General features: G+C 67.8%; 11 protein-coding genes. 1 reads left to right on the forward strand and 10 read right to left on the reverse strand.

What is annotated here, in order from left to right; translation table 11 throughout:
• Positions 1–87: 87 nt before the first annotated feature.
• Positions 88–1047: an EamA family transporter RarD gene (gene rarD / locus G7043_RS07355; protein WP_166044714.1), complete on the forward strand. Its 960-nt coding sequence runs from the start codon at positions 88–90 to the stop codon at positions 1045–1047.
• On the opposite strand, the gene G7043_RS07360 is transcribed toward rarD, so the two are convergent.
• Genes G7043_RS07360 through nuoF form a run of 10 tightly spaced genes read right to left on the reverse strand, consistent with a single transcriptional unit; the run spans position 1044 to position 13883 of the window.
• Entirely contained in the window at positions 1044–2045 is a 1002-nt protein-coding gene (locus G7043_RS07360) for a polyprenyl synthetase family protein (RefSeq protein WP_166044715.1), read from the reverse strand. The two genes, rarD and G7043_RS07360, sit on opposite strands and share 4 nt — an antisense overlap.
• Positions 2046–2064: 19 nt before the next feature.
• On the reverse strand, positions 2065–3642 hold the full coding sequence (gene nuoN, locus G7043_RS07365) for an NADH-quinone oxidoreductase subunit NuoN (RefSeq protein ID WP_166044716.1): 1578 nt from the start codon (positions 3640–3642) through the stop codon (positions 2065–2067).
• A gap of 1 nt (position 3643) precedes the next feature.
• Entirely contained in the window at positions 3644–5212 is a 1569-nt protein-coding gene (locus G7043_RS07370) for an NADH-quinone oxidoreductase subunit M (RefSeq protein WP_166044717.1), read from the reverse strand.
• Entirely contained in the window at positions 5209–7143 is a 1935-nt protein-coding gene (gene nuoL, locus G7043_RS07375; RefSeq protein WP_313887733.1) for an NADH-quinone oxidoreductase subunit L, read from the reverse strand. The genes G7043_RS07370 and nuoL overlap by 4 nt, the downstream gene beginning before the upstream one ends.
• A 10-nt stretch (positions 7144–7153) precedes the next feature.
• A complete protein-coding gene (gene nuoK, locus G7043_RS07380) occupies positions 7154–7453 on the reverse strand; it encodes an NADH-quinone oxidoreductase subunit NuoK (RefSeq protein WP_030473209.1) in 300 nt (99 codons plus the stop codon).
• Positions 7450–8298 carry an NADH-quinone oxidoreductase subunit J gene (locus tag G7043_RS07385; protein ID WP_166044718.1) on the reverse strand — a complete coding sequence of 283 codons (849 nt, stop codon included), beginning with the start codon at positions 8296–8298 and terminating at the stop codon, positions 7450–7452. Before G7043_RS07385 ends, nuoK begins: the two co-directional genes overlap by 4 nt.
• Positions 8295–8828, reverse strand: coding sequence for an NADH-quinone oxidoreductase subunit NuoI (nuoI, locus tag G7043_RS07390; protein WP_166044719.1), 534 nt, complete (start codon positions 8826–8828; stop codon positions 8295–8297). Before nuoI ends, G7043_RS07385 begins: the two co-directional genes overlap by 4 nt.
• A gap of 2 nt (positions 8829–8830) precedes the next feature.
• Positions 8831–10150 (reverse strand): NADH-quinone oxidoreductase subunit NuoH, encoded by a 1320-nt coding sequence (gene nuoH, locus G7043_RS07395; RefSeq protein WP_166044720.1) that lies wholly within the window; start codon positions 10148–10150, stop codon positions 8831–8833.
• Positions 10147–12606, reverse strand: a complete 2460-nt coding sequence (locus G7043_RS07400) for an NADH-quinone oxidoreductase subunit G (protein ID WP_166044721.1) — start codon at positions 12604–12606, stop codon at positions 10147–10149. The genes nuoH and G7043_RS07400 overlap by 4 nt, the downstream gene beginning before the upstream one ends.
• Positions 12603–13883: an NADH-quinone oxidoreductase subunit NuoF gene (gene nuoF, locus G7043_RS07405; protein WP_166044722.1), complete on the reverse strand. Its 1281-nt coding sequence runs from the start codon at positions 13881–13883 to the stop codon at positions 12603–12605. The genes G7043_RS07400 and nuoF overlap by 4 nt, the downstream gene beginning before the upstream one ends.
• Positions 13884–13889 lie beyond the last annotated feature (6 nt).

Here is a 13889-nt window from a genome sequence, read left to right on the forward strand (position 1 = left end):
CCAAACTACAGTGCCTTCGATGATGCTCCGTCACTACGCCGTTCAGCGCAAACAGCCGGAGGAAACGCCAGCGTAGAGTGGCATTTTGTGCCGCCTCTGACGACCTCTTCCCTCAGTTCGACAGAAGTTCACACCCAAGGGCGAGGCGTCACGTACGGCGTACTCGCCTACGTCCTCTGGGGCCTGTTCCCCGCCTACTGGCCACTCCTCGTGCCCGCCCAGCCGATCGAGGTGCTCGCCCACCGAATCGTCTGGTCGTTCGTCACGCTCGCCATCGTCGTCGCGTTCCTACGGAGATGGCGCCCTTTCCTTGATTTATCCGGGAAAGGCTGGCTGATCGTTACCGCCGCCGCCGTGTTGATCACGGTGAACTGGGGCACCTACATCTACGCCGTGAACAGCCAGCACGTCGTCGAGTCGGCACTCGGCTACTTCATCACGCCGTTGGTCAGCGTGGGACTCGGCATGATCTTCCTCAAAGAACGATTGCGTCTCGCTCAGGCCGTCGCGATCGGCGTCGTCGCCATCGCTGTGATCGTGCTCACCGTCGACTACGGCCGGCTGCCGGTGATCTCGCTCGTCCTGGCCTGCTCGTTCGGCGTCTACGGGCTGCTCAAGAAGAAGGTGCCGCTGGACGCCATCTCCAGCCTCACCGCGGAGAGCGCGGTGATCGCCCCGCTCGCGCTGGTCTACCTGATCGTGCTCGGCAGCGCGAACACCTTCACCACCGAAGGCACCGGCCACACGTTGATGATCCTCAGCACCGGAGTCGTCACGGCGGTCCCGCTGGTGCTGTTCGGCGCCGGCGCGCAACGGATTCCACTGATCACCATGGGCATGCTGCAGTACCTCGCGCCGGTCCTGCAGTTCGTCTGGGGCGTGTTCGTGGTGCACGAACCGATGCCGCCCAGCAGGTGGATCGGGTTCGCCCTCGTCTGGCTGGCCCTAGCGATCTTCACCTTCGACGCGGTCCGCAACCGCACGCGGGGCGCTTTCGTACTATCTGACAGTACGGAAGGGCCCCGCGTGCGGTCAGCCAGCAGTTAGCGGGAGCGGGCCACTACGTAGGTGGCTAGTTCTTCGAGGGCGGCGCGGGCGGCGCATTCAGGCAGTTTGCCCAGTTCGGTGCGGGCTCGGTCGGCGTAGTCGTCGAGGGTCTCGCGGGCCTTGTCCATGCCGGAGGACTTGCGCAGCAACGAAAGCGCCTCGTCCACGAGCTCGTCCTCGGTGATCGGCCCCGCGAGCAGCTCGGCGAGCCGCGTCTCGGACGGGTCCGTCAGCGCGTAGAGCATCGGCAGCGTCTTCACGCCCTCGCGCAGGTCGGTGCCCGGTGTCTTGCCGGACTCGACCGACGGCGACGCGATGTCGATGACGTCGTCGGAGATCTGGAACGCGGCACCGATCACCTCGGCGTACCGGCGCAGCGCGTCGATCTGCTCGTCGGTCGCGTCGGAGAACATCCCGCCGAAGCGAGCCGCCGTCGCGATCAGGACGCCGGTCTTCTCCTCGATCACCTTCAGGTAGTGGGAGATCGGGTCCTCGCCCGGCTGCGGGCCGACGGTCTCGCGCATCTGGCCGGTCACCAGGACCGAGAAGGTCTCCGCGATGATCCGCGCCGCGTCCGTCCCCAGGTCGGCGGTCAGCCGGGACGCGTGGGCGAACAGGAAGTCACCCGTGAGGATCGCGATGCTGTTGTCCCACTTGACGTTCGCGGAGACCGCTCCGCGCCGCATGGTCGCCTCGTCCATGACGTCGTCGTGGTAGAGCGTCGCGAGGTGGGTGAGCTCGACCACAGTGGCCGCCTTGATGACCTTTTCCCGGTCCCAGTCGGCGCCGAACTGCGATGCGAGCAGTGTGAAGAGCGGGCGGATCCGCTTTCCGCCCGCCTCCACAAGGTGAAGCGAGGTTTCCGTGACCGGGTGGAACTCGCTCTGCACGACGTCGTGCAGGTTGCGCTCCACCTCGGCCAGGCCGTCCTGGACTACCTCGGTGAGCACGGGGTCCACCAACGCGAACCCCGGTCCCTCATGCTCGCTACTGGTCACACCAGCAGACTACGTACACCTAGCTGAGGAAGGTGCCGGTACCCGCCCAATCGAGCACGAACGTGGGCCACAAACCGAGCACCAAGGTCACCACCGCACCCAACGTGATCGCGATCGTGGTGAACGCACCGGGCACGGTGACGGTCGGGCCATCCGGCGCCGGCTCGCTGAAGTACATCAGCACGATCACCCGCAGGTAGAAGAACGCCGCGACGGCCGAGGCCACCAGGGCGATCACCACGAGCGGCGTCAGGCCGGCCTCGATCGCCGCGCTGAACACGACGAACTTGCCGATGAAGCCGGACGTCAGCGGAATTCCGGCCAGTGCCAGCAACAGGAACGTGAAGGTGGCCGCCACGATCGGCGACCGCTTCGCGAGACCTGCCCACTGCGACAGGTGCGTCGCCTCGCCGTCCGAGTTGCGGACCAGCGACACGATGCCGAACGCGGCGATCGTGGTGAAGCCGTACGCCAGCAGGTAGAACAGCGTCGCGCTCACCCCGGGCGAGGTGCCCTCGGGGGTCAACGCGATCGAGCCGATCAGCAGGAAGCCCGCGTGCGCCACCGACGAGTACGCGATCATGCGCTTCACGTCGGTCTGCGTGAGACCCAGCACCGCACCGATCACCATCGACACCACGGCGACGCCGTAGAGAACGCCGCGCCACTCCCACTGCGTGTTCTCGAACGCCACCGTGAGCACGCGCAGGATGCCGCCGAACGCGGCGACCTTGGTGCACGCGGCCATGAACGCCGTCACCGGCGTCGGCGCGCCCTGGTACACGTCCGGGGTCCAGGCGTGGAACGGGCCGACGGCCGCCTTGAACAGCAGACCCACCACCAGCAGGCCGAAGCCCGCGAACAGCAGCGTGTCCGAACGGTCCGTGCCGGCCGCCGCGGTCGCGATGGCCGAGAGCTTCACCGAACCCGCGTAGCCGTACAGCAGAGCCACGCCGTACAGGAAGAACGCGGAGGCGAACGCACCGAGCAGGAAGTACTTCACGGCCGCTTCCTGCGAGAGCAGGCGACGACGGCGAGCCAGGCCGCACAGCAGGTACAGCGGCAGCGACAGGACTTCCAGCGCGATGAACATGGTCAGCAGGTCGTTCGACGCGACGAACGTCATCATGCCGCCGAGCGCGAACAGCGTGAGCGGGAAGACCTCGGTCTGCATGCCGGTCTTCGTCGCCTGCGCGCGGTCCTGGACGGTGCCCGGACGGATCGCGGCCTGGGCCACGAACGCGCCCCCCGGCTCCACCGAGCGGTCGGCGATCAGCAACACCGACCCGAACGCCAGCACCAGCAACGTGGCCCACAGGAACAGCGCCGGCGAGTCGACCGCGATCGCGCCCGCCAGCGTCGCCACGCCCTGCTCGGGACGCTCCGAGGTCGCGTAGAGGATCAACGTGCCGGTGGCCGCGACCAGCGTGACGAGCGTGAGCACGAGCTGCACGGCCCACCGCTGGTACTTGGGCAGCAACGCTTCCAGCAGCACGCTGAGGCAGGCCGCGCCGAGCACGACCAGCATCGGCGCGATGGCGCCGTAATCGATCTCCGGCGCCTCGATCTGCTGCGCCTGAGCGACGAGAAGGTTCACGTCACTTGCCTTCCTGCACGGTGACCGGGTCGGTCACGCCGACCTCGGTCAGCGTCGCCCCGACAGTCGGGGTGATGACGTCGAGCACCGGCTGCGGGTAGAACCCGAGGGCCAGCACGATGACAACGAGCGGTGCCAGCACTGCGATCTCGCGCTTGGTGAGGTCGCCGATGGCCGTCTTCTTCTCCGGGTCGCCGACCGCACCCGGACCCGCCGCCGCACCGATGAGCGCGTCACCGCGCAGCGGGCCGGTCATGATCCGCTGGTAGAGCCACAGCACGTAGAGCGCCGCGAGCACCATGCCGACCGTCGCGATGATCGTGTAGACCGGCTGCGTCGGGAACGAGCCGATCAGCACCAGGAACTCGGAGACGAACGAGTTCGTGCCCGGCAGCGACAGCGTGGTCAGACCGGAGATCAGCAGCATGCCGGCGAGCAGCGGCGCCACCTTCGACATGCCGCCGTAGTCGGAGATCAGCGACGAACCACCGCGGGCGATCACCATGCCGATCACCAGGATCAGCATGCCGGTCGAGATCGAGTGGTTGAGCATGTACGACACCGAGCCCACACCCGCCTGCGACGTGAACGCGAAGATGCCGAGCGCGATGAAGCCGAAGTGGGCGATCGAGACGTAAGCCAGGAACCGCTTCATGTCCCGCTGACCCGTGGCGAGCAGCGATCCGTAAAGGACACCGGCCACCGCGAGCACCAGCACGAGCGGCGCCAGGTTCTTCGACGCCGTCGGGAACATCGGCAGCAGGTAGCGCAGCATGCCGAAGGTGCCGACCTTGTCCAGGATGCCGACGACGATCACCGTGACGCCGATGGGCGCCTCGGCGGCCGCGTCCGGCAGCCAGGTGTGGAACGGCACCAGCGGCGCCTTGATCGCGAACGCCAGGAAGAAGCCGAGGAACAACCAGGTCTGCGTCGTCGCGTCGGCGTCGCGGACCACCGTCACGAGCGTGGCCCAGTCGAACGTGCCCTTGCCCAGCTCGTCCGACGCCATCGCGTAGGCGCCGATCGCGGAGGCCAGCATGATCAGGCCGCCGAGGAACGAGTACAGGAAGAACTTGACCGCCGCGTACTGCCTGCGCGCGCCGCCGTAGCCGCCGATCAGGAAGTACATCGGGATCAGCATGACCTCGAACAGCACGTAGAACAGGAAGACGTCGGTGGCGGCGAACACCGCGACCGTCACGGCCTCCTGCACCAGGATCAGCGCGAGGTACCCGCCCTGGGAACGACCGGCCGGCAGCTTCTCCGTCCAGCCGGCACCGATCACCAGCGGGATCAGCAGCGCGATGACCGCGATCATCACCAGTGCGATGCCGTCGATGCCGAACGAGAGCCGGACGCCGAACGACTCGATCCAGGTCACGCCGGACGCGAGCTGGATGCGCTCGCCGTCCGGGTCGTAGGCGGTCCACAGCAGAACGGCGAGCACGAGCTCGACGAGCGAGAACGCCAGTGCGACGAACTTCGCCTTCGTGTCGTTCTTGCGCAGGAACGCCACTACGAGCGCGCCGACCAGCGGCACCACCAGCAGTGCGATCAGAACCCAGGTCACGAGAACCTCACCACCAGGAGCGCCCCGAGCACGAAGATCGAGCCCAGCAGCATGGACAGTGCGTAGGAGCGGACGAACCCGGTCTGCAGCCTGCGCAACCGGCCGGAGCTACCGCCGAGCAGCGCCGCGGTGCCGTTGACCAGACCGTCGACGCCCTTCAGGTCGAGGAACACCAGCGCGCGGGTGAGCCAGGTGCCCGGCCGCGCGAAGAGGGCCTCGTTCAGTGCGTTGCCGTAGAGGTCCGCACGAGCCGCGCGCACCGGGAACGACACCCGCGCCGGCCGCTCGACCGGCTGCTTGCCGCGGCCGAAGAGCAGGAACGCGAGACCGGCGCCGACCACCGCGAGCACGACGGTCAGGATCCCGACCATGCCGTGCGAGATCACGCCGTGCTCTTCCTTGAGCTCGCCCAGCGAGGGCTCCAGCCAGCCGGCCAGACGTCCGCCGGAGGAGAGGAACCAACCGCCACCAACCGAACCGACCGCCAGGATGATCATCGGGATGGTCATCGACAGCGGGGACTCGTGCGGGTGGTAGTCCTTGCCGTTCTCCGCCTTCAGGTCCTTCCAGCGGGGCTGGCCCAGGAAGACGAGGATCAGCAGGCGCGTCATGTAGAACGCGGTCAGCGCGGCACCGAGCAGTGCGACGCCGCCGAAGACCCACGGGCGCCAGCCTTCGCCGGTGAACGCCGCCGCGATGATGGCGTCCTTCGAGAAGTAGCCCGCGAACGGCGGGATGCCGATCAGCGCGAGGTAGCCGAGCGTCCAGGTGACGAAGGTGATCGGCAGGAACTTGTAGAGCCCGCCCATCCGGCGGATGTTGCCCTCGTCGTTCATGCCGTGCATGACCGAACCGGCACCGAGGAAGAGCCCTGCCTTGAAGAAACCGTGCGTCAGCAGGTGCATGATGCCCAGCGCGTACCCGATCGGGCCGAGGCCCACCGCGAGGATCATGTAACCGATCTGCGAGACCGTGGAGTACGCCAGGACTTTCTTGAAGTCGTCGTAGGCGCAACCGATGATGCAACCGATCAGCAGCGTGACGCCACCGATGATCATCACGACGAGGCGGCCGTCCTCGCTCAGGTTGTAGAGCGGGTTCGAGCGGGCGATCAGGTACACACCCGCGGTGACCATCGTTGCCGCGTGGATCAGGGCGGACACCGGGGTCGGGCCGGCCATGGCGTCGGGCAACCAAGCCTGCAGCGGGAACTGACCGGACTTGCCGCAGGCGCCCAGGAGCAGCAGCAGCGTGATCGCGAGGACCTCGGCGGACGAGAACTCGCTGACCCGGCTGAAGACCTCGGTGTACTGCGTGGTCCCGAGGCGGTTGAACATCAGGAAGATCGCGATGGCCAGACCCAGGTCACCGACGCGGTTCATCAGGAAGGCCTTCTTGGCCGCCGACGCCGCTTCCGGCTTGTACTGGTACCAGCCGATCAGCAGGTACGAGGCGAGACCGACGCCCTCCCAGCCGAAGTACAGGGTCACGAAACCGTTGCCCAGCACCAGCAGGAGCATCGCCGACACGAAGAGGTTGAGGTAGGCGAAGAACTTCCGCCTGCCTTCCTCGTGCGCCATGTAGCCGACCGAGTAGATGTGGATCAGCGAACCCACACCGGTGATCAGCAGCACGAACGTGAGCGACAGCGGGTCGATCCGCAGTCCGAACTCGACGGTCAGCGCGTTGATGTCCACCCAGTTGAACAGGTGCACGTTCTGCACCCGCTCCTCCGGCGACAGGCCGAGCGTCGAGAAGAACAGCGCGAGTCCGTAGCCGAACGCGCCGAGGATGGTGGCGCAGCCGAGCAGATGACCCCACTTGTCGGTGCGCTTGCCACCGACCAGCAGCACCGCCGCGCCGAACGCGGGCAGCGCCAACAGAAGCCAGGCGAGAGAAGCGATCCCGCTGGCGGCAACAGGTTCCGTCACCGGTGACCCCTCAGTACTTCAGCAGGTTCGAGTCGTCGACCGAGGCCGAGCGACGCGTCCGGAAGATGGACATGATGATCGCGAGGCCGACCACGACCTCCGCCGCGGCGACGACCATCACGAAGAACGCCATCACCTGACCGTCGAGCGAGCCGTTGATCCGCGCGAACGTCACGAGGCTCAGGTTGACCGCGTTGAGCATGAGCTCGACGCACATGAACACCACGATGGCGTTGCGGCGCACCAGGACGCCGACGGCGCCGATGCTGAACAGCAGTGCCGACAGCAGCAGGTAGTACGTGGGAGTCACGACTCACTTCCCTTGAGCGCGTGCGCGTCGGCCTCGTGCCCGGTGCCGGCCACGTCGGCGACGTCGTCCGAGAGCGTGGCCTTGTCGGTCGCCTCGATGACCTCGAACAGCGACTCCTCCGAGACGCTGCCGTCGGGCAGCAGCGCGGGGGTGGCGACGGAGTTCGCGGTGGCGAAGACACCCGGACCGGGGATGGACCCGACCCGCTTGCCCTCCTGGAAGCGCTCCTCGACGAGTTCCTTCTGCGTCTTCTTGGAGGGTTTCCCGTCCCGGCCGACGAAGGCCAGGATCATCGCGCCGAGGGCGGCGGTGATCAGCAGCGCCGACGTGAGCTCGAACGCGAACAGGTAGTCCGTGAAGAGCTTCTGGCCGATGTTGCCGACGTTGCCGCCGTTCGTGGTGTTCGCCTCGGCCAGGCCCCTGGACTCGACCGAGGTGAGCGCGCGGGCGACGGAACCGACCATCAGGACGGCGAACCCGATGCCGAGCAACGCGGCCGCGAGTCGCTGGCCGCGGATCACTTCGACCACGGAGTCCGAACTGTCCCGGCCGACCATCATCAGCACGAACAGGAACAGCATCATGATCGCGCCGGTGTAGACGATGATCTGCACGAAGCCGAGGAACGGCGCCTGCTGGATCATGTACAGCACACCGAGGCTGAGCATCGTCACCACGAGCCACAGCGCGGAGTGCACCGCGTTGCGCGCGAAGAGCATGCCGAGCGCGCCGGCCAGCGCGAGCGGGCCGAGGATCCAGAACGAGATCGCCTCGCCCGTCGTCACGACGTCGGCGACGCGCTGCACCGGTTCCGGCTGCTGCGCCAGGAACGTCAAGAGGCTCACTGCTGTGTCCCCTTACCTTCTTGGGCCACCTTCGCGAGCTGCGGACCGTTCACGTAGTAGTCCTGCTCGTTTTCGCCCAGCCGCATCGGGTGCGGCGGCTGCTCCATGCCGGGCAGCAGCGGGGCGAGCAGGTCCTCCTTGGTGAAGATCAGGTCCTGGCGGTTGTCGTCGGCGAGCTCGTACTCGTTCGTCATCGTGAGCGAACGGGTCGGGCAGGCCTCGATGCACAGGCCGCAGCCGATGCAGCGCAGGTAGTTGATCTGGTAGTCGGCACCGAAGCGCTCACCGGGCGAGTAGCGCGCTTCCTCGGTGTTGTCGCCACCCTCGACGAAGATCGCGTCCGCCGGGCAGGCCCACGCGCACAGCTCGCAGCCGACGCACTTCTCCAGCCCGTCCGGGTGCCGGTTCAGCTGGTGACGGCCGTGGAACCGCGGCGCGGTCACCTTCTTGACCTCGGGGTACTCCTCCGTCACCACCTTCTTGAACATGGTGCCGAAGGTGACGCCGAAGCCTTTGAGGGACTCGAACATCCCTACTCAGCCTCCTTACCGGTGGTGACGGCTGCCGTCTCCTTGGGGAGGTTGGCGACCTTGACCTTGCGCTTGGGCGCAGCCTTGGGGACAACGAGATCGAGCGGCGGCACCGGGAAGCCCGAACCCGCGAGCGGAACGCCCTTGGTGTCCTGGACCTTCTTGTCCGGCAGCAGGAACGAGACCAGCAGCACGAGGCCGACGATCACGCCGAGCGCGATGAGCCGCTGCGCCGTGGAGAGCTCCTGGATCGCACCGGTGCGGATGACCGCGACGGCCATGATCCAGACGAGGCTGGTCGGGACGAGCACCTTCCAGCCCAGCTTCATGAACTGGTCGTAGCGCAGGCGGGGAAGCGTGCCGCGCAGCCAGATGAAGAGGAAGAGGAACGCCAGCGTCTTGATGATGAACCAGAGCAGGCCCCACCAGCCGGTGTTCATGAACTCGCCGCTCCACGGTGCCTTGTAGCCGCCGAGGAAGAGCGTGGTCGCGAGCGCCGAGACGGTGACCATGTTGACGTACTCGGCGAGGAAGAACAGCGCGAACTTCAGCGAGCTGTACTCCGTGTGGAAACCACCGACCAGCTCCGACTCGGCCTCGGGGAGGTCGAACGGAGCGCGGTTGGTCTCGCCGACCATCGACACCACGTAGATCACGAAGCTGGGGAACAGCAGGAAGCCGAACCAGCCGGGGAACGCGCCGAGCACCGTGCTCGCCTGAGCGTTGACGATGTCACCGGTCGACATCGAGCCGGTGAACATGATCACCGCGACGATCGACAGGCCCATCGCGATCTCGTAGGAGATCACCTGCGCGGCCGAACGCAGGGCGCCGAGCAGCGGGTACGGCGAGCCGGAGGCCCAGCCGGACAGCACGATGCCGTAGACGCCGAGCGAGGAGCAGGCCAGCACCACCAGCACGCCGACCGGGAGGTCGACGAGCTGCAGCGCGGTCTGCTGGCCGAACAGGTTGACCTCGCCCGCGAGCGGGATCACCGAGAACGCGAGGAACGCGGGGATGCAGGAGATCACCGGGGCGAGGAAGAACACCCACTTGTCCGCGAGGACCGGGCGGATGTCCTCCTTGAACGCGAGCTTCAGACCGTCCGCGAGCGACTGCAGCCAGCCGTTCGGGCCGACCCGGTTCGGGCCGGGGCGGTGCTGCATCCGCGCGACGACCTTGCGCTCCCAGTTGATCATGAACAGGGTCATGACCACGAGGAAGGCGAAGATCCCGACGACCTTGATCAGGACCAGCCAGATCGGGTCGTCCGCGAGCAGCTTGGCGGTCTCGCCGTTCTCCGCGAGCACGTGCTGGATCATGACTTCACCCCAGAGGAAGATCCGCCGCTGACGGAGACGATCGAGCCGTGGCCCGCGCCGAGCGTGGCCCGGACGGTCACGTCACCCGAGTTGGTGGGCAGCCAGATGACGCCCTCGGGCAGGTCGTCGGTCTCGACCGGCAGCGTGATGGCGCCGCGCTCGGTGGAGACCGTGACGTAGCCGCCGGTCTCCAGGCCGAACTGCTGCGCGGTGGCCTCGGCGACCTTCGCGACGACCGGGCGTGCGGTGCCGGCCAGGTGCGGCTCGTCCACCTGCAGCGAGCCGTTGCCGATCAGGCGGTGCCAGGTGGCGAGGACCGCCTTGCCCGCACCGGCCGGGCTCTGCAGCGGCGCGGCGACGTTGAGCGAGGAACCGCTCGGGACGCCCTCGCCCAGGCGGGCGAGGTCGGCGGCCGCGGCGGCGGGCGTCTGCGTGAACAGGTCCGCGTCCATCTCCACCGCGAGGGTGTCGAGCACGCGGCAGTCCGAAAGCGAACCGGTGCCTTCGAGAATCGTGCCGAACTCGCGGCGGCGGCCCTCCCAGTTGAGGAAGCTGCCGGACTTCTCGGCCGCCGGGGCGATCGGGAGCACGACGTCGGCGTGCGCGGTGGCCGCGCTCGGCCGCTGCTCCAGGCTCACGATGAACGCGGCTCCGGCCAGCGCCTTCTCGGCGAGGGCGGGGTCCGGCAGGTCGAACGGGTCGACGCCGCCGACCACCAGGCCGGACAGGTCGCCGTTCGCGGCGGCGGTGAGGATCGCGGTGGTGTCACGGCCCGGCGTCGCCGGGATCGTGCCCTCCTCGACGCCCCAGGTCCGTTCGACCTCGGTGCGGGCGGCCGCGTTCGCGACGTGGCGTCCGCCGGGCAGCAGGTTCGGCGTGGCACCGACCGCGAGCGCACCGCGCTCACCGGCACGGCGCGGGATCCACGCGACCTTGGCGCCGGTGCGCTCCGCCAGCCGCGCGACCGCGGTGAACGCGCCGGGGATCTCGGCGGCGCGCTCGCCGACCAGGATCACCGCGCCGGGCTTGCCCAGCAGGTCGACGACGTCGGAAGCGTGCTCCGGCAACGCGTTCAGCGCGTTGGCCTCGGATCCGGGCACGCACGCGAGCAGCGTGCCGAAGGTCTTCTCGACGGCCGGGGTGGTGAACTGGCCGAGGTGGAAGACCTTCGTGGTGCCCTTGCGAGCGGCCTTGCGCAGGCGCAGGAAGACGATCGGGGCCTCTTCCTCGGGCTCGAACGCGACCAGCAACGCGGCCGGTGCGGACTCGATGCCCTGGAAGGTGACGCCGTTGTCCGGGTTGGTGAACACCGTGGTGCCGGACAGGAACTCCAGCTCCTCGGCGCTGTGCGGCCGGGCGCGGAAGTCGATGTCGTTGGTGCGCAACGCGATCCGGGCGAACTTCGAGTACGCGTAGGCGTCCTCGACGGTCAGCCGGCCACCGGTGAGGACACCGACGCCGTTCGCGTCACGGGCCGCCGCCAGACCGGCCGCCGCGACCTGCAGCGCCTCGGTCCAGGAAGACTCGCGCAGCTCACCGGTCTCCTCGTCGCGCACCAGCGGCCGCTTGATGCGGTCGGCCGTCGTGGCGTAGCGGAAGGCGAACCGGCCCTTGTCGCAGATCCACTCCTCGTTGACCTGCGGGTCGTCGCCGGCGAGCTTGCGCTGCACCTTGCCGCGCCGCCAGTCGGTGCGCTCGGCACAACCGGAGGAGCAGTGCTCGCAGACGCTCGGCGTCGACACGAGGTCGAACGGGCGGGCGCGGAACCGGTAGGCGGCACTGGTGAGAGCACCGACCGGGCAGATCTGGATGGTGTTGCCGGAGAAGTAGCTCTGGAACGGCTTCTCCTGCGCCGTACCGATCTGCTGCTGCGCACCGCGCTCCAGCAGTTCGATGAACGGGTCACCGGCGATCTGCGCGGAGAACCGGGTGCAGCGCTGGCAGAGCACGCAGCGTTCGCGGTCGAGCAACACCTGGGTGGAGATGTTGATCGGCTTCGGGAACGTCCGCTTGTGCTCGTGGAAGCGGGAGTCGCTGCGACCGTGCGCGATGGCCTGGTTCTGCAGCGGGCACTCACCGCCCTTGTCGCAGATCGGGCAGTCCAGCGGGTGGTTGATGAGCAGCAGCTCCATCACACCCTGCTGGGCCTTGTCCGCGACCGGCGAGGTCAGCTGGGTCTTCACGACCATGCCGTCCGCGACCGTCATCGTGCAGGAGGCCTGCGGCTTCGGCATCGGCCGGCCGCCCATCTCGACCTCGACGAGACACTGGCGGCAGGCGCCCGCGGGCTCCAGCAGCGGGTGGTCGCAGAAGCGCGGGATGACGGTGCCGAGTCGTTCCGCGGTGCGGATCAGCAGCTCACCCTTCGGCGCAACAACTTCCACGCCGTCGATGACGAGCTTGACGTGACCCTCCGGCACGACGATCTCGGTGCTCTTGTCAGGGGCGATGGTCATGCGTTCGCTCCAGCCAGGACGTGAGAGTTCTGGTCGCAAAGAGCCAGGAACTCGTCCTTGAAGTACTTGATGCCACTGGTGATCGGGCTGACGGCACCGTCACCGAGCGCGCAGAACGAGCGGCCGAGGATGTTGTCGCAGACGTCGAGCAACGTGTCGATGTCGCTCGCCGTGCCGTTGCCCGCCACCATCCGCTGCAGGATCTGCACGAGCCAGTACGTGCCCTCGCGGCACGGCGTGCACTTGCCGCACGACTCGTGCTTGTAGAACTCCGTCCACTTCATGACGGCCCACGGCACGGACACGGTCTCGTTGAAGATCTGCAGCGCCGTCGTGCCGAGCATCGAACCGGCCTCGGCGGCACCCTCGAAGTCCAGCGGCACGTCGAGGTGCTCCGCGGTGAACAGCGGCGTGGACGAACCACCCGGCGTCCAGAACTTCAGCGGGATGCCGTCCTTCATGCCACCGGCCATGTCGAGCAGCTGCCGGAGCGTCGTGCCCATCGGCGCCTCGTACTGGCCGGGGTTCGTGACGTGACCGGACAGCGAGTAGATCTTCGGACCGGGCGAGCGGTCGCGACCCATCTCGCGGAACCAGTCCGCGCCACCGTTGACGATGAAGGGAACCGACGCGATCGTCTCGACGTTGTTCACGACAGTGGGCGACGCGTAGAGGCCCGAGGTCGCGGGGAACGGCGGCTTGAGTCGCGGCTGGCCACGACGGCCCTCCAGCGAGTCGAGCAGCGCGGTCTCCTCGCCGCAGATGTACGCGCCCGCACCGGCGTGGATCACCAGGTCCAGGTCGAACCCGCTGCCGAGGATGTCCTTGCCGAGGTAGCCCTTGGCGTACGCCTCGCGCACGGCGGCGTTGAGGCGGCGGATGCAGTGCAGGACCTCGCCGCGGACGTAGATCGCCGCGAAGTTCGCGCGGATCGCGTACGACGTGATGATCACGCCCTCGATCAGCGAGTGCGGGTCCGCCATCATCAGCGGGATGTCCTTGCAGGTGCCGGGCTCGCCCTCGTCGGCGTTGATGACGAGGTAGTGCGGCTTGCCGTCGCCCTGCGGGATGAAGCCCCACTTCATGCCGGTGGGGAAGCCCGCACCGCCGCGACCGCGCAGCCCGGAGTCCTTGCACTGCTGGATGAGCTGGTCCGGGTGGGCCTTCAAAGCCTTCGGCAGCGCGGTGTAGCCACCGACGCGCTCGTAGGTCTGAAGAGTCCAGGACCTGGGCTCGGTCCAGCTCTTGGTGAGAACGGGAGTCAGCGGGTTGACCATGTGGTG

This window comes from Lentzea alba (assembly GCF_011067745.1).
Classification (GTDB): domain Bacteria; phylum Actinomycetota; class Actinomycetes; order Mycobacteriales; family Pseudonocardiaceae; genus Lentzea; species Lentzea alba.